Here is a 19,656-nt window from a genome sequence, read left to right on the forward strand (position 1 = left end):
GAAGGCCGGAGGAGGCCGGAGGAGGTGAGGAGGATGGCACCCCCTTCGGCCGTGCCCCGGCGCGCCCGGCTGTCGGCCCGGCTGGCCGTGGTCTGTGCCCTCGGCGCGCTGGTGGTGCTGGTCGCCGGGGGCGGCCCCGGCGGCCTGCTGCTCCTGGTCACCGCGGTGGTCGGTTCGGCGCTCACCGCCGCCGGCATCTGGTGGGCGGTGTCCCACCACGGGGCCGTCCGGGTGTGCGGTCTCCTGCTGATGGTGGGCGCGCCCGCTGCCCTCGTCGTGCTCTACGCCCGGGCGGGTCTGTGGCCGGAGGCGCTGGCCGCGATCGTGCTGTGGGCCGCCGCCGCGGCGAGCGCACGGTCCGCCGTGCGTCTGGTGCGCCGGCCCGACGGTATGCGCGCGGTCGCCGGACCGCTCCCCCGCCACCCGTTCCTGATCATGAACCCGAAGTCGGGCGGCGGCAAGGTCGGCCGGTTCGGGCTGGTCGAGAAGGCCGAGGCGCTGGGCGCCCGGGTGGTCCTCCTGGACACGTCGGTGCCGGTCGACGTCGCCGCGCTCGCCCGCCGGGCGGTCGCGGAGGGGGCGGACCTGCTCGGTGTGGCGGGCGGCGACGGCACCCAGGCCAGGGTGGCCGAGGTCGCCGCCGAACACGGCCTGCCGTTCCTGGTCGTCTCGGCCGGGACGCGGAACCACTTCGCGATGGACCTCGGCCTGGACCGCACCGACCCGGCCCGCTGCCTCGACGCGCTGACCGACGGGGAGGAACTGCGCGTCGACCTGGGGACGGTGGGTGGCCGCGCCTTCGTCAACACGGCCTCGTTCGGCGTGTACGCGGAGATCGTGCAGCGCCCCGAGTACCGCGGTGCCAAGGCGGGCGCGGCCCTGGACGCGCTGCCCGACCTGCTGCTCGGCTTCTCCGGACACCGCGTCGACGCCCGGACCGAGAGCGGTCGGCTGGACGCCCAGCAGGCGCTCCTGGTCAGCAACAACCCCTACGCGGGCACCGAACCGGTCACCGGCGGCCGGCGGCCACGACTGGACCTCGGTGTGCTCGGTGTCGTCGGGATCCGGGTGACCAACGCGGCCCAGGCGGCCGAGGTCGCGCTCCGCAGCGGCAGGGCGACGGGACTGCGGGTGCTGACCTGCCACCGGGTCGTCGTCGAGTCGGACGCGGACCTCCTCCCGGTCGCCGTCGACGGGGAGGCGCTGCTCCTGCCCGCCCCCGTCGTCTGCGGCATCCGCCCGGGCGCGCTGCGGGTCCTGGTACCGCGGCACCGCCCCGGCCCGCCGCCCGCCCGGCCCGCGCCGAACTGGCGCGAGATCCTCGCCCTCGCCTTCGCCCGGCCCCGACCGCCCGAGCCGGAGCAAGGACCGGGACCGGGACCGGGACCGGGACCCGAGGCCCGGGGCGGCTGACGCGGCCGGCCCGAGGTGGCACCGGCCGCCGGGGGCGCGCAGGCTGGAGGGAGGAGGTGCCCCTCCGGACGCCGCGACCGGCGGCGCTCCCTCGGCACCGCACCGCCGGACGGGAGAGATCCGTGAAGGACCTCAAGTTCGAGCAGAAGCGTTCGCTGACCCGTCTCGAGGCCGCCGATCTGCTCACCGCACTCGCGGCCGCGCTGAAGCACGGCGGCAACGCCGAGCTCGAACTCGGCCCCGGGACGCTCACCCTGCGCATCCCCGACGAGCTGCGGAGCGAGGTCGAGGTGGAGGTCGGTGACGGCGAGATCGAAATCGAGATCGAGCTCAAGTGGCCGACCGCGCAGAACCGGCCGGCGCCCTCGCAGCCGGCCGCCGGGAGCGACGCCCGCTGACGCGCGGCCCCTCCCGGCGTCCCGCCCGAACCGCCGGGTCGTCAGGCCGGGATGTCAGGCCGCCGGGACCCCGGGCAGCCGGGACCTCCGGACGCCGGGAGGTCAGGCCGCGCCGTGGGACGCCTTCGGCGCGCCCGGCTGGGTCACCGGGATCCGCCGGGTGAAGTACAGCGCGAGTAGCGCGGCGAACGCCAGGACGGCCAGCGCGGCGCGGAGGCCGTCCAGCCGCGCCGCCTCGTTCGCGTCCAACGCCGCCTGGGTGGCCTCGGAGGTGGCGCCCGTGTCGGCGAGGACGGTCGTGAGCTGGGCGTCCGACAGGAAGGGCACGCCGCTCTCCAGATTCACCACCGCCTGGCTCCGGACGTCGGCCGGGAAGGCCGGATTCTGCTCGATGTGGGCGAGGAACGACGACGTGAGCGCGCCGATCAGGATCGACCCGGCCAGGGCCGTGCCGATCGAGGCCCCCAGGTTGGTGACGGCGTTCTGGACGCCGCCGACCTCCGCGCTCTGCTCGTCCGGCACGGCGGACACGGTGACCGACCCGAGCTGGGACGCCAGCGCCCCCATGCCGAGCCCGATCAGCAGGAGCGGCACGGTCACGATCTCCGCACCCGCGTCGGCATCGAGCGCGGCCAGCAGCGCCACCGCTCCCGCGAAGAGCGCGAGGACCCCGAGCCGCACCACCCGTCGCGGCGAGACGTCCGGGAGCAGCCGCGGGATCAGGATCGCGGCGGCCAGCAGGGTCAGTGACAGCGGCAGGATGCGGGCGCCGGTCTTCAGCGCGGACAGGCCGAGGGCGACCGACAGGTAGAGCGGGACGACGAAGAACACGCCCATCTGGACGAGGTACTGGAAGAAGAACATCGTCAGACCGCCGGTGAGCTGCCGGTTGCGCAGCAGGGCCGGATCCACCAGCGGCTCCGCGCCCCGCTCCACCAGCCGGGCCTCCCAGGACAGGAAGAGCCGGATCAGGAGCAGGCCGGCGAGCATCAGCCAGACGACGAGGGAGATCCCGAGCCACGCGGGCGCGTCGGGCTTCGGCAGGAACCAGCCCCACGTGCTCGACCGGAGCACGCCGTAGACGAAGACGCCCAGGCCGAGGGCGGAGAGCGCGGCGCCGACCAGGTCGATCCGCTCACGCCCGGCGGTGGGCGCGTCCGCGATGCGGCGGGCGAGCACGAGGATGCCGACCACGATGACGACCTCCCCGGCGAAGACCCAGCGCCAGGAGAAGTACGTCGTGGCGAGGCCGCCGATGAGCGGCCCGACGGCGATTGCCGCGGCCCCGGCCGCCGCGACGAGCCCGTAGGCGGCGGGGCGGCGTTCGACGCCGAAGTTGCCGGCGACCAGCGCCACGATCGCGGGCAGGATGAGCGCCGCCCCGACCCCTTCGAGGAAGGACCAGCCGAGCAGGAGCACCGGCAGGTTCGGGGCGACGGCGGTCGTCAGGGAGCCACAGCCGTAGATGACGCTGCCGATCAGGAACGCCCGCTTGCGGCCGATGAGCGCGCCGACCTTGCCCCCGGGGATCATGAACATCGCCATCACCAGCGTGTAGGCCGTGATGGCGCCCTGGATCCCGCTCACCGTCGTGCCGACGTCCTCGGCGACCGTGGCGATCGAGACGTTCATGACCGAACTGTCGAGCGCCATCAGGAACTGTCCGGCCGCGAGCGTCAGCAGCACGGTCCCGGCCTTCGACGACTTCTGGGACGTCCCTGCGCCCGCTGCCCTGGATGCCATGCGGGTCATGGTCGCAGCGGCCCGGGGCAGCCGCCGCCCGACCCGCACGGATGTCAGCCGGTCGGCGGCGCCGCACGGGCCGCGCCCGGCGGCCGTCCCACCGCGCCGGACGTCGCGCGGTCGCACCCGGCGTCGCGCCGGAGGTCACGCTCCGTCAGGCGGCGGGCGGGCCCCCGGCCGGGTGGACGGGGTCGCCGTCGGCCCTGGCGGGAGCCGGAAGAACAGTGGAGCGGAGCTGAGCCCGGGGAGCAGTACCTCAGGACGTGTGGGACGGTCCCCGACGTACCCCCGATGCGGTTAGGCTAACCTTACCTCACCGCTTCGCAAGCCCGTCCGACAGCCGCCGCGCTCCGCCCCAGGGAGAAGGTCCATGCCACCCACCACCAGCCGTGTCCCCAGACCGCGCCGCACCGGCCGGGACACCGGCAAGTCGGCCGCCACGACGGTGGGGTGACCGATGACCTCGATATCCACCGACGAGTTCGCCGGCCGGACCGCCCTGGTCACCGGCGCCGCCCAGGGCATCGGAGCCGCCGTCGCCCGCATGCTCGCCGACCGCGGGGCCCGGGTCGTCGCGAGCGACCGCTCCCCGTCCGACCTCTCGGTGCACCTGCTCGACGTCACCGACGCCGACGCGGTCGAGAAGCTGGTGGACCTTGCGGAGCAGGAGCACGGACCGCTCGACATCCTGGTCAACGTCGCGGGCGTGCTGCACGCCGGCCCCGCACTGAGCACCAGCGACGAGGACTGGCAGCACACCTTCGCCGTCAACACCACCGGGGTGTTCCACACCTGCCGGTCCGTCGGCCGCCGGATGGCCGACCGCGGCCGGGGCAGCATCGTCACCGTCGGGTCCAACGCCGCGGGCGTGCCCCGGATGAACATGGCGGCGTACGCGGCCTCCAAGGCGGCCACCACGATGTTCATGCGCTGCCTGGGCCTGGAGCTCGCCGGCTCCGGCGTGCGCTGCAACCTCGTCTCGCCCGGCTCGACCGACACCCCGATGCAGCGGGCGCTGTGGACCGACGACGAGAGCGAGCGCCGGGTCATCGAAGGCGACCTCGCCAGCTACCGGGCCGGGATCCCGCTCCGCCGGATCGCGACGCCCGAGGACATCGCCGAGGCGGTCCTCTTCCTCGCCGGGGACCGCGCGCGGCACGTCACGATGCACGACCTCTACGTCGACGGCGGCGCCACGCTGCGGGCCTGACCCCGAACCGGGCGATCCCGGAATCGCCCGCCCCCTTCGAGTCCCACCACCCGGTGCCCCCGGCACCGGCAGAACGGAGCACCATGACCACGGCTTCCGAAGCCCGGTCCCCTGTCGCGACCCCGGTGGACGGCAGTGAGCTTCTGGCCTCCTACCGGCCGGGTGCCGACCGGGCCTTCCTCGCCGGCCCCACCCGGACCCTGCTCGCCGAAGGCGTGCACCGGCCCGTGCCCGACCCCGCCGAGGCCGGCCGGCTGCTGGCGGCGGCCCGGGCCGAGGGCCGCGACCCGCTGGTCGTCGGGGCGATCCCCTTCTCACCCGGACGGCCCGCCCGACTGTTCATCCCCGAGCAGGTGCACCGCGCCGCCCCGATACGCGCCGGCCTCACCGCCACCCCCGGGCCGGCCCGGACCGCGGAGAGCGCGTGGACCCGGCGCCCCGTCCCCGCGCCCGAGGGCTACCGGGACGCGGTCGCCCGCGCCGTGCGGCTCATGAACGCGGACCCCGACCTCGCCAAGGTCGTCCTCGCCCGCACCCTGGAACTCGCCACCCCCGGCGGCACCGACATCCCCGCCATGGTCGGCCGGCTGCTCGACCGCGACCCGAACGGCTACACCTTCGCCGTACCGGCCGGCGGGACCGCCACCCTGGTCGGGGCCAGCCCCGAACTGCTGCTCTCCCGCCGGGGCCGGCACGTCGTGTCGAACCCGCTCGCCGGGTCCGCCGCCCGCAGCACCGACCCGGTGGAGGACCGGCGCCGCGCCGAGGAGCTCGCCCGCTCCCCCAAGGACCTCGCCGAGCACGCCTTCGTGGTCGACGCCGTCCGGCGCGCGCTCGCACCCCACTGCGACGACCTCGTCGTCCCCGAGCGGCCGTCCCTGATCCGCACCGCGGCCATGTGGCACCTGTCCACCACCATCACCGGGACGCTGCGCGACCCCTCCACCAGCGCCCTGGACCTCGCGCTGGCCCTGCACCCCACCCCGGCCGTGTGCGGCACCCCGACCGACCGGGCCCGGGACCTGATCGGCACACTGGAACCCTTCGACCGCGGCCTCTACACGGGCGTGGTCGGCTGGGGCGACGCCTCGGGCGACGGCGAATGGGTCGTCACCCTGCGCTGCGCCGAGGCGGACGGCGACCTGCTGCGGCTGTTCGCCGGTGCCGGGGTCGTCGCCGCGTCCGTCCCGGAACACGAACTGGCCGAGACGGCCGCGAAGTTCCGGACCTTCCTGCACGCCGTCGGACTGGAGAACGCCGAATGAGCCTCTACCCCCAGGACGCCGCCGACCGCTACCGGGCGGCCGGGTACTGGACCGGTGAGACGCTGGACACCGTGATCGGCCGGCACGCCGCCGCGACCCCGGACCGGATCGCCGTCACCGACGGCGACCGGCACTGGAGCTACGCCGAACTGGACGCGCGCGCCGGCCGGATCGCCGCCGGGATGCTCGCCCGCGGGCTTCGCAAGGGCGACCGGGTGGTCCTCCAGCTCCCCAACGTGGCCGAGTTCTTCGAGGTGTTCTTCGGCGCGATGCGGGCCGGCGTGGTCCCGGTGATGGCCCTCCCGGCGCACCGCCGGGCCGAGATCTCGTACTTCTGCGAGTTCGCCGAGGCCAAGGCCCTCTTCGTCGCCGACCGCCACGAGGGCTTCGACCACCGCGAACTGGCCGCCGAGGTGTGCGCGGCGGTGCCCGGTCTCGGGGAGGTCTTCGTCGTCGGCGATCCCGGGCGGTTCACCCCGCTCGCCGAGCTGCGCGCCGACGCCCCGACCGCGCCGGCCGACCCGCCGCACGCCGGCGACCTCGCCTTCCTCCAGCTGTCCGGCGGCAGCACCGGGCTGCCCAAGCTGATCCCCCGCAGCCACGACGACTACCTGTACAGCGTGCGCGAGTCGGCCGTCATCTGCGAGCTGTCACCCGCCACGGTGTACCTCTGCGCGCTGCCCGCCGCCCACAACTTCCCGCTCAGCTCGCCGGGCACGCTCGGCACCTTCCACGCCGGCGGCCGCGTCGTGCTGGCGCCCGAGCCGAGCCCGGGCACCGCGCTCGCCCTGATCGCCCGCGAGGGCGTCACGATCACCGGCGTGGTGCCCCCGCTGGCCCTCGCCTGGGCGCAGGCCGCCCCGGGCAGCGGCCACGACCTGTCCAGCCTCGAACTCATCCAGGTCGGCGGCGCCAAGCTCAGCGAGCAGGCCGCCCGCCGGCTGGGCCCGGCGCTCGGCTGCCGGCTCCAGCAGGTCTTCGGGATGGCCGAGGGCCTGGTCAACTACACCCGCCCCGAGGACACCGAGGAGACCCTCCTCACCACCCAGGGCCGCCCGATCTCGCCCGACGACGAGATCCGGATCGTCGACGACGAGGACGTCGACGTGCCCGACGGGACGACGGGCCACCTGCTGACCCGCGGGCCGTACACCATCCGCGGCTACTGGCGGGCGCCCGAGCACAACGCACGGTCCTTCACCGCCGACGGCTTCTACCGCACCGGGGACCTCGTCCGCCGCACTCCCACCGGCCACCTGGTGGTCGAGGGCCGGGCCAAGGACCAGATCAACCGGGGCGGCGAGAAGGTCGCCGCCGAGGAGGTCGAGAACGTCCTGCTCGCCCACCCCGCGGTCCACGACGTGTCGGTCGTCGCCGTCCCGGACGAGTACCTGGGCGAGCGCAGCTGCGCGTACGTGATCCTGCGGCCCGAGGCCGAGCGGCCCCGCGCGCTCGACCTCAAGAGCTTCGTCCGCGCGGCCGGGCTCGCCGGCTACAAGGTCCCGGACCGCGTCGAGTTCGTCGACGCCTTCCCCAGCACCGGCGTCGGCAAGGTCAGCAAGAAGGACCTCCGCACCACCTCCCGCTAGCCCAGAAAGGCGCTCCTCGAATGGCACTGCCTGCCATCGCCCCCTACGAACTGCCCGGCCCCGCGGACCTCCCGCCCCGCAAGGTGCCGTGGCAGGTCGACCCGGCGCGGGCCGCCGTCCTCGTCCACGACCTGCAGAACTACTTCCTCGGCGCGTTCCCCGCCGAGGGCCCCCCGCTGGCCCCCGCCCTGGCCAACACGGCCCGGATCCTGGAGTGGGCCCGCACGCTGGGCATGCCGGTGATCTACTCCCACCAGCGCGGCGGCCAGACCCCCGAGGAGCGCGGCCTCCAGCTGGACTTCTGGGGCCCGGGGCTGCCGGCCGACGAGCAGGCGCAGGGCGTGCCGGCCGTCGTCGCGCCCGCCGGGCAGGACGTCATGCTGCTCAAGTGGAAGTACAGCGCGTTCGCCCGCACCGAGCTGGCCGGCCTGCTGGAGAAGTCCGGCCGCGACCAGCTGGTGATCGTCGGCGTCTACGCCCACATCGGCGTCATGATGACCGCCGCCGACGCATGGAGCCGTGACGTCCAGGCCTTCGTGGTGGGCGACGCCGTCGCCGACTTCTCCGCCGAGAAGCACACCGAAGCCCTGCGCTGGGCCGCCGAGAAGTGCGCCGTCGTGCTGAGCACCGCCGACCTCCTGGAGGAGAAGTGACCACCACCGGCGAGCGGCTGCACACCGAGAAGGTGACGCTGCGGTACGGCGACCGGGCGATCGCCACCGACCTGTCGGTGGCGGTGCCCGACAACTCGTTCACCGTGATCGTCGGCCCCAACGCGTGCGGCAAGTCCACCCTGCTGCGGGCGTTCGCCCGGCTGCTCAAGCCCGCCTCCGGGCGGGTGCTCCTGGACGGCGAGCAGATCGGGGCCCTGCCGGCCAAGGAACTGGCCCGCCGGCTCGGCCTGCTGCCGCAGAGCTCCACCGCGCCCGACGGCATCACCGTCGCCGACCTGGTGGCCCGCGGCCGCTACCCCCACCAGGGGCTGTTCCGGCAGTGGTCGAAGGAGGACGAGCGGATCGTCGCCGAGTCCATGGCGGCGACCAACGTGGACGCCCTCGCCGACCGCTTCGTCGACGAGCTCTCCGGCGGCCAGCGCCAGCGCGTCTGGCTCGCCATGGCCATCGCCCAGCAGACCCCGCTGCTGCTGCTCGACGAGCCGACCACGTTCCTGGACATCGCCCACCAGGTCGAGGTGCTCGACCTGTGCGCGCGCCTGCACCAGGAGCAGGGCCGCACCCTGGTCGCGGTCCTGCACGACCTCAACCAGGCCACCCGGTACGCCACGCACCTGATCGCCATGCGCGACGGCGCGGTGGTCGCCGAGGGCGTGCCCGCCGAGATCGTCACCGCCGAGCTGGTCGAGCAGGTATTCGACCTGCCCTGCCAGATCATCGAGGACCCGCAGACCGGCACCCCGCTGGTCGTCCCGCTGGCCCCCGTACGCCGCGGTACGGCCCGGTGACAGCGACGCTGCGCCCGTCCGCGGTCCTGCGGGCGGTCCGCGCCGCGGGCACGGACGCGCCGGCGCTCTACGCGCTCTCCGTCCCGTTCATGCGCTCCGGGGCGCTGCGCGAGCGCACGCCGGACGCCTACCGGCGGCCCGGCGACACCTTCCTGATGGTCCGCGCCGAGGACGGGGCGGCGCCCGGCCGGCTCGACGCGTGCGTCGCGCTGCGCGCGCTGGCGCCCGAGGCCGGCCGGCCGTCGACCGGGCTGCTGCACAACCTCTGCGTGCGGACCGGCCGTCAGGGCGCGGGCCTCGGATCGCTCCTGGTGACGGCCGTCCTCGCCGAGGCCCGCCGCCGGGGCCTGCGCGCCCTGGTGACCGCCACCACCGGCGGCGGCGAGCTGTTCCTGCGCCACGGCTTCCGGGAGATCACCGCAGCGGCGGCCCCCGCCGAGTGGGCGGCCGGCCTCGACCCGGCCCGCCACTCCCGGGTCTTCACCCGGGAGGTCTGAGCCCGGCACCCCCACGACGGCGGGCCAGGTGGACCACTCCACCGGGCCCGCCGCGTTTGTCCGGACCACCGCGGGCGAGGTCGCGAACGGCACACGATCAAGCTGCCGTTCTGGCGTCGTGAGGATGATCCTCCCCCGGCCGAGCGGTACGTCCCCACGGCCCGCAAGGTGATCGACCACCACGAGGAGCTGCTCTGACCTCCCTCTTCACCGCCGAACCCGGCTTCGTCCCCGAGCCGCTCCTCGGCGGGACGAGGGCCGGATTTCCTGAGCGGTGTTGCATCCGGTCCGCACGGGCCTCAGCGCGCGGCGGCCACGGCGTCGGTGTACTGCTCCGTCGTCAGATCGTCCTCCGCGATCCCGAGACCGGCCAGCACCGTGCGGACGACTCGGAGGGCCGGCAGCAGGTCGTCGTCCGCCTTCGCGATGGTCTCCAGTTCGATGAAGGTGCCGTCGATCTCGGGTACTCGGACGAGGGTCGCGAGAAGCAGCCGCCCGTCGGCGGTGAACGAGTAGTTCCTGCACCGCTTCTCGAACGCGATACGCGGGACGAATCCGAGAGCACGAACGATCTCGTGGACGGCCTCCGCGTCCTCCACCCGCGTCTCGGCCTCGGGCTTCGAAGCGGACGCCTCATCCACGCGGGCGCCCTTGTAGGTCAGGACGGTTCGGGTGTCGTCCGGGCTGTGCACGGTACGGATCCGCAGTTCCCGGTCCGCTCCCATGAGAGATCCGTCGGGTGCGTCGAAGTAGGTGTCGCGATAGACCTCCGCGCGCCCCGGCCCGTACCGGTCTTCGAGCAGCCGGAGAATCCCCTCGGGGTCCCGCACTACCGCCTTCAGTTCCGCCTCGATCGCCACCGTCAGCCCTCCGTCAGATCACGCGCTCGGCGTCGGCCACCATAGCGTCGAACAACCGGCGCCACCCTCGGTACAGCGGACCGTACGGAGTGGCCAGCACCTTGTAGGTTGCCGACTCGTGGCCCTCCCAATCCGCGTCGAACGCGCTGACGTAGAGCGTCTTGTCCAGCCGGATCACGCGCCAGACCGGCAAGGTCCGGTAGTGGTAGACCTCGACGTGGCCGACCTCCGAGAGCTCGCGAAGACGGGCCTCGGCGAGCCGGACGCCACCGGCCAGTGACTCGGGGGACTCTCCGATCTCGGCTGCCCTGCGGACGAGCGCCGGCGACTCCGGGTCCAGCAGGAGCACACGGAGACGGGGCGGCGTGTCGCCGTCGCGGTCGAGGTGCGGGCGGAGTAGCGAGTCCCGAAGGCCCAGAAGGCCCAGGCCGCGGACGGCAAGGACGTCGAGTTCACCGGCGGACCGGGCGGACCGCCGGATCTCCGCGGCGGCGGACGACTGGTCGGAGTAGACGCGGACGATCTCGGGGAATGCCGCGAGATCGAATGCCGCTCCGGGTGTCCGGCTCTCTCGGCGTGGGGCCAGGCCGAGCTGACGACGGGCGTCATCCGGCATGTTCAGACCATCCGCGATGCGCTCGAAGACGTCCAGACGGACGACCTCACGGCGGCCGTTGATGATCTCGTTGACCCGGGCCTGCGTCATACCGACCTGGACGGCGATGCGGGCCTGGCTGGCCCCACTGTGATGCTGCACGTACCGGAACAGACTTCCGATGTCGCGGTCGCGGAGTGCGGCGCCGATCCGGCCGGTCTGCCACGAGGCGTCGGGCAACGTGATCGGTACCAGCGCTGAGCCCATGGCGATCCCCTCATCGGGAACTATCCCACCGTGAGATTACCCTCTGGGTATCGTCCTTGACCGCAAGTCACCGAGACGCTGTGAGAGTGGAAGACCCTCCGACGCCGAAGCCACCCCTGTCCGGAGCCCAACTTCAGGGCCGAGCCTGTATCCGCTGCAACCACGCCGGTGGCGAGCTCCTTCGAGCCGGCCACGTCTACACCCCGACCGGCCCCGATCTGGCTCCCCTGGGCTGGGCAGTCGTCGCGCACGCCTGCCCGTGTCCCGCTCCCGAGGAGACCCGGTGACCGCCGTCGCCGCACGGTCCGACGGACCCGCCGACATCGTCGTCCACCTCGACACCGAACGAGGAGGCCGCTACATCTCGGCGGAGTGCCTGCTCGGCGCCCACCACGGGTGCCCCGGTGGGATTCGGGACGAGGCCCGTGCAGTGGTACTGGTATGCCTCTGCGGTGACGCCGAATGCGTGTGCAGCCGTCATCTACCGGGAGGGAACCGGTGAGCGTCGGCGGTCGGAGTCCGGTCGCACCCGCGCGGGTCACGGGTTCCATCAGCGCCGGTCCGGACCCCCACGGGTGAACCGAGCCGCTACGGAGGCGGGCCCGGTGGATCGTCCACCGGGCCCGCCGTCGTTCACCGCGTGTTCTGCGCTCCCCGGTGGTCAGCCGCGCTTGGCGCGCCACTGGCCGAGGATCAGCCAGACCAGGTAGCAGCCGCCCACGACGCCGGTCAGGACGCCGACCGGGAGCTGGGTGGGCGCCAGCAGGCGCTGGGCCGCGAGGTCGCTGACGGCCAGGAGCAGGGCCCCGAGGAGGGTGGAGCCGAGCAGGTTGGGACCGGTGGCCCGGGTGAGGCGGCGGACGGCCTGCGGGGCGATCAGGGCGACGAACGGGATCGGGCCGGCGGCGGCGGTGGCCGCGGCGGTCAGACCGACGCCGATCAGCACGAGCCAGACCCGGGCGCCCTCGGTCCGGACGCCGAGCGAGGAGGCCGCGTCGTCGCCCATCTCCAGCATCCGCAGCGGGCGCCCGAGCAGGACGGCGGCGGGCAGCAGCAGGGCGAGCGCGACGGCCATCGGCCCGCAGTGCTCCCAGCCGCGCGCGTTGAGGCTGCCGGTGAGCCAGACCGCGGCGCTCTGGGCGTCGCTGAAGGAGGCCCGGGCGATCAGGTAGGCGTTGAGCGAGGAGAGCAGCGAGCTGACGCCGATGCCGACGAGGACCAGGCGGTAGCCCTGGGTGCCGCCGCGCCGGGCCAGCAGGTAGACCGCGACGGAGGTGAGCATGCCGCCCACCACGGCGCCGCCGGCGACGGTCGCGGCGCTGCCGCCGATCACCAGGATCACGGCGAGGGCGCCGGTGGCGGAGCCGACGGTGAAGCCGATGACGTCGGGGCTGCCGAGGGGGTTGCGGGCGAGCGTCTGGAAGAGGGCGCCCGCGAGGCCCAGCGCCGCGCCGACCAGCAGCGCGGTGAGCAGTCGGGGCAGCCGCACCTCCATCACGATGTAGCGGTCGGCACGCCGTCCGCCGCCGGTGAGCACGTCGACCACGTCGGAGACGGGCAGCGGGTAGTCACCGGCGGTCAGCGACCAGACGACCACGCCGCAGAGCGCGGCGAGGATCAGCAGGCCGACGACGGTGGCGCGGGCGTGCCAGCGCAGCGAGAGGCCGCCGGGCAGCCGGACGGCGTGGAGCGGGACGGCGGGCCGCCCGGCCCCCGGCGGCCGGGTGGTCCGGCTCTTCTCGGGCGCGGCGGTCTGCTCGACCGTGGTGGGGCTGTTCACAGTTGGGCGATCCTCCGGCCGCGTACCAGGGCGATGAAGAGCGGGGCCCCGATGAAGGCGGTGACGACGCCGACCTGGAGTTCGGCGGGGTGCAGGGCGAGCCGGCCGATGATGTCCGAGGCGAGCAGCAGCACCGGGGCGAGGACGGCCGACAGCAGCATGATCCAGCGCTGGTCCGGCCCGCAGATGTGGCGGGCGAGGTGCGGGACGGCGAGGCCGATGAAGGCGATCGGGCCGACCGCGGCGGTCGCGGCCCCGCACAGCAGGGTGATCGCGAGCAGGCTGAGCATGCGGGTGCGGGTGGGGTTGGCGCCGAGTGCGTGCCCGGCGTCGTCGCCGAGCGCCAGGGCGTTCAGCGGCCGGCCGAGGAAGAGGGCGAGCACCGCGCCGGCCGCGAGGAAGGGGACGACCTGGCCGAGCACCGTGGAGTCGACGCCCGCGAGGGTGCCGACCTGCCAGAACCGGAAGCGGTTGAGGGTGAGCGGGTCGAGCAGGATCAGGCCGTTGACGAAGGCGGTGAGCACCGCCGTGACGGCGGTGCCGGCGAGGGCGAGCCGGGCCGGGGTGGCCGAGGCGCGTCCTCCGCCGCCGAGGATCTGCACGACGAGGGCGGCGACCGCCGCCCCGGCGAGGGCGAACCAGACGAAGGACCCGAAGGAGCGCAGGTCGAACAGGGCGGTGCCGGCGGCGACGGCGGCTGCGGCGCCGCCGTTGATGCCGAGCAGGCCTGGGTCGGCGAGCGGGTTGCGGGTGAGCGCCTGCATCATGGCCCCGGCGATGCCGAGGGCGGCGCCGACGGCGATGCCCAGCAGCGTCCGGGGGATGCGGGAGTGGTGGACCACGATCCAGTCCTCGGACGTGGGTTCGTGGTTCAGCAGGACGTGCAGGACCTGGCCGGGGGCGACCGAGCGGGCGCCGACGGCGATGCCGGCGAGGGCGAGGAGCGCGAGCAGCAGGAGCGCCCCGAACAGCCAGGCGGTGCGGCGCGCGGTGCCGGCCCGGCCGCGCGGCGCGGAGGCCGTTCGGGTCGGGGCCGGCTTGTCGAGTGTGTCGGTGCTCATGCGTGCGGCTGGTGGTCGTCCTCGTGGTGGTCGTGGTTGGCCACCCCGCGCTTCCAGTAGCCGTCCACGTCGACCTGGTTCTTGGTCAGGCCGCACTCGTTGCGCAGGTAGCGGCGGATCGGCTTGAGGGTGTTGGCCTCGCCGGCGACCCAGGCGAAGCCCATGCCCTCGGGCAGCCGGGCGGCGCGGATGGCCTGCTCCAGCAGGTCGGTGCTGCCGGACCGGGCGTCGCCGCGGTGCACCCAGGTGACGGTGGCGTCGGTGTCGGTGGTCAGGAGCTGCTCGTGCTCGGGGCCGGGGACCTCGGCGAAGGCGAGGACCTTGACGCCGGCGGGGAGCATCTCCAGCCAGCGGGCGAGCGCGGGCAGCGCGGTCTCGTCGGCGCCGAGGAGGTACCAGTCGTGGACGAAGGGGATCTCCTCCGAACCGCGGGGGCCGAACACGCCGAGCTTCATGCCGGGTTCGGCGGCGGCGGCCCAGCTGGAGCCGACGCCGGTCCCGTGCAGGACCATGTCGATGTCCAGCTCCTTGGCCTCGCGGCGGTAGGAGCGGATGGTGTAGTCGCGGGTCAGCGGCTCGGACATGCCCTCGGGGGCGTCCATCCAGGTGTCGTTCTCGACGATCGGCTCGACCGGGAGGTCGTCGCCCTCGAAGGCGAAGCAGAGCTTCACGTGGTCGGTGGGGGCCTGCTCGCAGAAGCCGTCGAGTGCGTCGCCGGCGAAGGTGACCCGCACGGTGCCCGGCGTGACCCGGACGACCTGCTTGACCTCCAGCAGGCGGTACTTGAGCGGATGGCGGACGATCCGCATGCGCGGCGGTGCCGTGTCGGTGTTCATCGGTCAGCCCATTCCGTCGAGGTGTCTGCAGGCCCGGACAGGCCCGTGCCGCCGTTCCGGGGGGAGCCGGGACGGCGGCACGGGGCGATCATTTGATTAGGTTAGCCTAACCTCGAACTCCGAGACCAGTCGGGGTACCGGATTCGACGCTCCCACCTGCCGTTTCGTCACCCGTCAGGCGACCGCCGTCCAACCGGACCACCCGGGGCAGTCGGGCGATGGTGGCCGGCCGGTGGGCGATCACCACCAGGGTGCAGTCGGAGCGCAGTTCGTCGAGCGCGTGCTCCAGGCGGGCGGCGGTCACCGGGTCGATGTCCGCGGTCGCCTCGTCGAGGACCAGGACCGCCGGGTCCGCCAGGACCGCCCGGACCACGCCCAGGATCTGGCGCTCCCCCGCCGAGAGGTTGCCGCCGCGCTGGCCCACCTCGGCGTCCAGGCCGCCGGGCAGGTCCTCCAGCCACTCCCGCAGGCCCAGTTCGTCCACGGTCCGCTCGATGCGCGCCCGGTCGGGCTCGCCCTGGACCAGGGCGAGGTTGTCGGCGATGGTGCCGGAGACCAGGCGGACCTCCTGCGGCACCAGGACGATCCGGCGGCGCAGCTGCTCCTCCGGGATGTCGGTGAGGTCGGTGCCGGCGAAGGTCACCGAGCCGCCGTCGGGCCGGTAGAGGCCGCAGAGCAGCTTGGAGAGCGTGGTCTTGCCGGAGCCGGTCTCACCGACGACGCCGGTGCGGCTGCCCTGCGGGAAGTCCAGCGTCAGGCCGTGGAGGTCCAGGCCCTCGGCGCGGTAGCCGAACTCGACGGCGGTGCAGCGCAGGTCGCCGCGGGTGGCCAGGCCCTCCGCCCGGGCGGGGCGGCGGTCCGGGGTGGTGGCGGCCAGCAGGTCCAGCAGCCGGGCGAGGCCGGTGCGGGCGGTCTGCACCTCGCCGACGAGCTGGGAGATGTCGGCGAAGGAGTCGAACAGGTTGCGGCTGGCGACGACGAAGACCACCACGGTGACGACGCTCGCGGTGTCCCGGGTGACCATCCAGCCGCCGACCATCAGCAGCACCACGAGGGCGACGCCCTCGATCAGGCTGACCAGGTCGATCCGGTTCTCCACCCGCAGGGCGCGGCGGGCGGCGTGCACCGCGTGCCGGTTCTCGCGGTCGAAGCGCTTCGTCCAGCCCGCCAGGCCGCGGGAGGTCTGGAGGGCCTCCCGGGCGGTCAGCGTCTCGGAGAAGGTGGCGGCGACCGTCGCCTCGGCGGTCGCCTTGCCGCCGAACGCGGAGGCGGCGTCGCGCTGGAACCAGCGGGTCACCAGCAGGGTCAGCGGCAGGAACACGGCGATCTGGACGAGCAGCAGCAGCCACGAGTAGCTCGCCAGAAGCACCAGGGTGAAGGCCAGGGTGGCCACCGAGGAGACCAGGTTGCGCAGGTGCATGCGGACGAACGCGGCGAGCGCGGCGACCTCGCCGGTGGCCCGGCGCAGGAGTTCCCCGCTGCGGTGGGTCTCCAGGAAGCGCAGGGGGGCGGTGGCCAGGTTCTCCACCGCCTGCTCGCGCAGGGTGCGGACGACGTCCTCGCCGCCCTTGATCAGCAGCAGTTCGCCGACCCGGGCCAGCACCAGCTGGGCGAGGCCGAGCCCGGCCAGCAGGGCGACGGCGAGGCCGAGGCCGCCGCGGTCGCGGTCGAGCAGGGCGCGGGCGGCCAGGCCGATGAGCGGGGCGACGGCGACCAGCGCGGCGGAGTCCGCCAGGCCGACGCCGAGGGCGATGCCGAGGCGGCCGCGGTGCGGGCGCAGGTAGGGCCAGGCGCGGCGGAGCACCGCGCGCTCGTCGGCCTCGTCCTTGAGCAGGGGCTGTTCAGCCACGAGCCACCTCCATGGCGTCCGGGGTGGTCACGGCGGCGGGGCCTTCCGGGGTGGCGCCGTCCTCGTCCGGGGCGCCGCCGCGCGGGGACTCCAGGGTCACGACGCGGTCGGCGGTGTCCAGGACGGCGGTGCGGTGGGTGGCGAACAGGACGGTGCGGTCCTGGCCGGCCCAGGTGCGCAGCCGGTCGAGGACGATCTTCTCGGTGGTGGTGTCCAGCGCCGACGTGGAGTCGTCCAGCAGCAGGACGGCGGGGTCGCCGAGCAGGGCGCGGGCGATGGCCAGGCGCTGGACCTGGCCGCCGGACAGGGCGGTGCCGCCCTCGCCGAGTTCGGTCTCGTAGCCGTCGGGCATGGCGGTCAGCTGGTCGTGGATGCCGGCGGTGCGGCACGCCTCGTACAGGGTCTCCGGGTCGATGTCGCGGCCGAGCCGCAGGTTGTCGGCGACGGTGCCGGAGAGCAGCACCGGCCGCTGGGCGACGTAGGAGATGCGCTCGCGGACCTGGTCGAGGCGGGCCTCGCGCAGGTCGGTGCCGCCGTAGGCGACGGTGCCGCCGTCGGGGTCGTCGAGGCGGACGGCGAGGCGCAGCAGCGTGCTCTTGCCGGATCCGGTGGCCCCGGAGACGGCGACGAACTCGCCGTGCCGGACGGTGAGGTCGACCGGCCCGAGGACGGTGCGGCCGTCCCGGACGGCGGTGGCGCCGGTGAACGCCAGGGTGCCGTGCTCCGGCAGGTCGAGGGCCTTCCCTGCGGGCGGCTCGGCGACGACGGGGCGGATGGAGAGGGCCTCGTCGATGCGGGCGGCGGCGACGTCGGCCTGGCCGCGCTCCAGGAGGCGGTCGACCAGGACGCGGGTGGCGAGGGTGACGATGGCCATCCAACTGGTGAAGGCGGTGAGTCCGCCGATGGTCAGCCGGCCGTCGAGGACGGCGAGTCCGCCGAAGCCGACGCCGGCGGCGACGGCGAGGCGGGGGACGAACGGCCCGACGGCGGCCCAGCTGGCCTCGATGCGGGCGGCGATGACCGTCCGTTCGGTGACCTCGGCGCTGGCGCCGTGGTGCCGGTGGACCAGCGGGCGGTGGCCGCCGGTGCCGCGCAGGCCGGTGCCGATCTGGAGCAGGTCGGCGACGGCGTCGGCGCGGTCGCCGTGGGCCTTGGCGAGCTCGCCGCTGGCCGCGGCGAAGCGGCGCGGGAAGTGCAGGTTGACCCAGACCAGGAAGGGCAGGGTGCCGAGGGTGACCAGCAGCAGGCTGAGGTCGAGCGCCGCGATGAGGGGCAGCACGGTGAGGAAGGTGACACCGAGGACGACCCAGACGGCCAGGCCGTGCACCCACTCGCGGACGAGGTCGGTGTCGCGGGTGGCGCGCATGGCGAGGTCGCCGTGGCCGCGCGAGGCGAGGGCGGCCCGGTCCAGGCCGGAGAGGTGGTGCAGGAGGCGGGCGCGCAGGTCGGCGCCGACCTTGGCGTCGGCGTAGCCGGCCCAGTACTGCCAGCCGTAGAGGCCGGCGAACTGGACGAGGGCGGCGAGCGCGGTGGCGCCGGCCCAGCTCATCAGGGCGCCGCTGTCGTGCTTCTCCAGGCCCTCGTCGAGCGCCTTCTGGACGCACCAGGGCACGGCGAGCAGGGCGAGCTGGCGGATCGCCGCGGCGGTCATGGCGGCGGCCACCGTGACCCGGTGGGGCTTCAGGGAGCCCCGGAGCAGGGCCCGGGCCCGGCGGCGGCGTTCGGCCGAGAGGGCACCGGGCTCCAGTTCCTCGTCGGCGAGTTGCTCGGCGGTCAGGCCGTCGGACGGGCCGGCGGCGGGTTCTGGCTGATGGGTGCTCACGCGATGGCCATCCGTCGGGTGTCTGCGGGGGGAACGGGACGGGAGGGGACGGCACGCGGCCGTCCCCTCCCGGGGCGGTCAGGAGGCCGCGGCCTCGGTCCGGGCTATCAGGCTCGCCGGACGCAGGTCCGTCCAGTTGGCGTCGATGTACTCGGTGCACGCCTGGCGGGTGTCCTCGCCGTGGACGGTGGTCCAGCCGGCCGGGACCTCGGCGAACGCGGGCCACAGGGAGTGCTGGTTCTCCTCGTTGACGAGCACGAGGTAGCGGGCGTCGTCGTCCTCGAAGGGGTTGGTGGCGCTCATCTGGTTCTCCTAGTGAGTCGTGGGAAGGGGAGGGGGCGGTCAGCCGGAGCAGGCGGTACCGTCACCCGGTTCCGCTCCGAGGGCGTCGTGGACCAGCCGGTCCACCAGGAAGTCGGCCAGGGCCGCGACGGTCGGCCTGGCGAGCAGGTCGGCCAGACCGATGTGACCCTCGAACTCGGCACGCAGCCGCTGGAGCAGCGACATCGCGAGCAGAGAGTGGCCACCGAGGTCGAAGAAGTTCTCGTCGATGCCGAGCGCGGGCATGCCGAGCACCTGTGCGAACGCCGTGTGCACCGCCTTCTCGCTCGGGTACCGGGGTTCGCGCTGCGATCCCGACGACGTGTAGTCCTCGGCACCGGGCTCCGGCAGGGCCTTGCGGTCGAGCTTGCCGTTGACGGTCAGCGGCAGCGCGTCGAGGACGACGAACGCCGACGGCACCATGTACTCGGGCAGCCGGGACGCCAGCATACGCCGGATCTCGGTGGCCTCGATAAGGGTACCCTCACCTGGCACCAGGTAGGCAGCGAGGCGCTTCACGCCGGGGGTGTCCTCACGGACCACCACCGCCGCCTGGGCGACGTCCTCGTGGGCCGCGAGGGCGTCCTCGATCTCACCGGGCTCGACCCGGTAGCCGCGGATCTTCACCTGGTCGTCCGCCCGGCCCAGGAAGTCCAGCAGGCCGTCGGCCCGCCAGCGCACCACGTCA

The 19,656-nt window shown here is 74.2% G+C and carries 18 protein-coding genes; 8 read left to right on the forward strand and 10 right to left on the reverse strand.

Features of this window, described 5'->3' with window-relative positions:
* The first annotated feature begins 33 nt into the window (after positions 1–33).
* Both PUR56_RS26750 and PUR56_RS26755 read left to right on the forward strand, forming a co-directional pair.
* A complete protein-coding gene (locus tag PUR56_RS26750) occupies positions 34–1,413 on the forward strand; it encodes a diacylglycerol/lipid kinase family protein (protein ID WP_329950782.1) in 1,380 nt (459 codons plus the stop codon).
* A 122-nt stretch (positions 1,414–1,535) separates the two neighbouring features.
* Entirely contained in the window at positions 1,536–1,811 is a 276-nt protein-coding gene (locus PUR56_RS26755; RefSeq protein WP_329950783.1) for an amphi-Trp domain-containing protein, read from the forward strand.
* A gap of 102 nt (positions 1,812–1,913) precedes the next feature.
* On the opposite strand, the gene PUR56_RS26760 is transcribed toward PUR56_RS26755, so the two are convergent.
* Positions 1,914–3,554: an MFS transporter gene (locus tag PUR56_RS26760; RefSeq protein WP_329950784.1), complete on the reverse strand. Its 1,641-nt coding sequence runs from the start codon at positions 3,552–3,554 to the stop codon at positions 1,914–1,916.
* 457 nt (positions 3,555–4,011) lie between these two features.
* On the opposite strand from PUR56_RS26760, the gene dhbA reads away from it, so the two are divergent.
* The 6 genes from dhbA (at position 4,012) to PUR56_RS26790 (ending at position 9,577) form a co-directional block, all read left to right on the forward strand.
* Positions 4,012–4,764, forward strand: coding sequence for a 2,3-dihydro-2,3-dihydroxybenzoate dehydrogenase (dhbA, locus tag PUR56_RS26765; protein WP_329950785.1), 753 nt, complete (start codon positions 4,012–4,014; stop codon positions 4,762–4,764).
* An 83-nt stretch (positions 4,765–4,847) separates the two neighbouring features.
* Positions 4,848–6,029 carry an isochorismate synthase gene (locus PUR56_RS26770; protein WP_329950786.1) on the forward strand — a complete coding sequence of 394 codons (1,182 nt, stop codon included), beginning with the start codon at positions 4,848–4,850 and terminating at the stop codon, positions 6,027–6,029.
* Positions 6,026–7,618, forward strand: a complete 1,593-nt coding sequence (locus PUR56_RS26775) for a (2,3-dihydroxybenzoyl)adenylate synthase (RefSeq protein ID WP_329950787.1) — start codon at positions 6,026–6,028, stop codon at positions 7,616–7,618. Before PUR56_RS26770 ends, PUR56_RS26775 begins: the two co-directional genes overlap by 4 nt.
* Before the next feature lie 20 nt (positions 7,619–7,638).
* Positions 7,639–8,271 (forward strand): isochorismatase family protein, encoded by a 633-nt coding sequence (locus tag PUR56_RS26780; protein WP_329882480.1) that lies wholly within the window; start codon positions 7,639–7,641, stop codon positions 8,269–8,271.
* Positions 8,268–9,080, forward strand: coding sequence for an ABC transporter ATP-binding protein (locus PUR56_RS26785; RefSeq protein WP_329950788.1), 813 nt, complete (start codon positions 8,268–8,270; stop codon positions 9,078–9,080). Before PUR56_RS26780 ends, PUR56_RS26785 begins: the two co-directional genes overlap by 4 nt.
* Positions 9,077–9,577, forward strand: coding sequence for a GNAT family N-acetyltransferase (locus PUR56_RS26790; protein WP_329950789.1), 501 nt, complete (start codon positions 9,077–9,079; stop codon positions 9,575–9,577). The genes PUR56_RS26785 and PUR56_RS26790 overlap by 4 nt, the downstream gene beginning before the upstream one ends.
* 299 nt (positions 9,578–9,876) lie before the next feature.
* Here the strand turns inward: PUR56_RS26790 and cyaB are convergent, their stop codons facing one another.
* From cyaB to PUR56_RS26835, 9 genes are all read right to left on the reverse strand, one after another.
* Positions 9,877–10,437, reverse strand: a complete 561-nt coding sequence (cyaB, locus tag PUR56_RS26795; protein WP_329950790.1) for a class IV adenylate cyclase — start codon at positions 10,435–10,437, stop codon at positions 9,877–9,879.
* Positions 10,438–10,450: 13 nt separating this feature from the next.
* Entirely contained in the window at positions 10,451–11,299 is an 849-nt protein-coding gene (locus tag PUR56_RS26800) for a helix-turn-helix domain-containing protein (protein ID WP_329950791.1), read from the reverse strand.
* Positions 11,300–11,960: 661 nt separating this feature from the next.
* On the reverse strand, positions 11,961–13,079 hold the full coding sequence (locus PUR56_RS26805; protein ID WP_329882484.1) for a FecCD family ABC transporter permease: 1,119 nt from the start codon (positions 13,077–13,079) through the stop codon (positions 11,961–11,963).
* A complete protein-coding gene (locus tag PUR56_RS26810; protein ID WP_329950792.1) occupies positions 13,076–14,140 on the reverse strand; it encodes a FecCD family ABC transporter permease in 1,065 nt (354 codons plus the stop codon). Before PUR56_RS26810 ends, PUR56_RS26805 begins: the two co-directional genes overlap by 4 nt.
* Complete coding sequence (locus tag PUR56_RS26815) at positions 14,137–14,976, reverse strand: siderophore-interacting protein (RefSeq protein WP_329950793.1); 840 nt, start codon at positions 14,974–14,976, stop codon at positions 14,137–14,139. The genes PUR56_RS26810 and PUR56_RS26815 overlap by 4 nt, the downstream gene beginning before the upstream one ends.
* A gap of 106 nt (positions 14,977–15,082) precedes the next feature.
* Positions 15,083–16,825, reverse strand: a complete 1,743-nt coding sequence (locus tag PUR56_RS26820; RefSeq protein WP_329882488.1) for an ABC transporter ATP-binding protein — start codon at positions 16,823–16,825, stop codon at positions 15,083–15,085.
* Complete coding sequence (locus tag PUR56_RS26825; protein ID WP_329950794.1) at positions 16,818–18,647, reverse strand: ABC transporter ATP-binding protein; 1,830 nt, start codon at positions 18,645–18,647, stop codon at positions 16,818–16,820. The genes PUR56_RS26820 and PUR56_RS26825 overlap by 8 nt, the downstream gene beginning before the upstream one ends.
* Before the next feature lie 78 nt (positions 18,648–18,725).
* Entirely contained in the window at positions 18,726–18,950 is a 225-nt protein-coding gene (locus tag PUR56_RS26830) for an MbtH family protein (RefSeq protein ID WP_329882490.1), read from the reverse strand.
* A gap of 39 nt (positions 18,951–18,989) precedes the next feature.
* Positions 18,990–19,656 (reverse strand): AMP-binding enzyme (locus PUR56_RS26835; RefSeq protein WP_329950795.1); only part of this gene is annotated, 667 nt, incomplete at its 5' end.

Origin of the sequence: Streptomyces sp. BE303, assembly GCF_036290945.1 — a bacterium.
In the GTDB taxonomy this organism is placed as follows: Bacteria; Actinomycetota; Actinomycetes; order Streptomycetales; family Streptomycetaceae; genus Kitasatospora.

Coding starts and splice junctions, on each gene's coding strand:
- PUR56_RS26770 (WP_329950786.1), top strand. CDS start 4,848: ATGACCACGGCTTCCGAAGCCCGGTCCCCTGTCGCGACCCCGGTGGAC.
- PUR56_RS26830 (WP_329882490.1), bottom strand. CDS start 18,950: ATGAGCGCCACCAACCCCTTCGAGGACGACGACGCCCGCTACCTCGTG.
- PUR56_RS26780 (WP_329882480.1), top strand. CDS start 7,639: ATGGCACTGCCTGCCATCGCCCCCTACGAACTGCCCGGCCCCGCGGAC.
- PUR56_RS26750 (WP_329950782.1), top strand. CDS start 34: ATGGCACCCCCTTCGGCCGTGCCCCGGCGCGCCCGGCTGTCGGCCCGG.
- PUR56_RS26800 (WP_329950791.1), bottom strand. CDS start 11,299: ATGGGCTCAGCGCTGGTACCGATCACGTTGCCCGACGCCTCGTGGCAG.
- dhbA (WP_329950785.1), top strand. CDS start 4,012: ATGACCTCGATATCCACCGACGAGTTCGCCGGCCGGACCGCCCTGGTC.
- PUR56_RS26760 (WP_329950784.1), bottom strand. CDS start 3,554: ATGGCATCCAGGGCAGCGGGCGCAGGGACGTCCCAGAAGTCGTCGAAG.
- PUR56_RS26810 (WP_329950792.1), bottom strand. CDS start 14,140: ATGAGCACCGACACACTCGACAAGCCGGCCCCGACCCGAACGGCCTCC.
- PUR56_RS26815 (WP_329950793.1), bottom strand. CDS start 14,976: ATGAACACCGACACGGCACCGCCGCGCATGCGGATCGTCCGCCATCCG.
- PUR56_RS26775 (WP_329950787.1), top strand. CDS start 6,026: ATGAGCCTCTACCCCCAGGACGCCGCCGACCGCTACCGGGCGGCCGGG.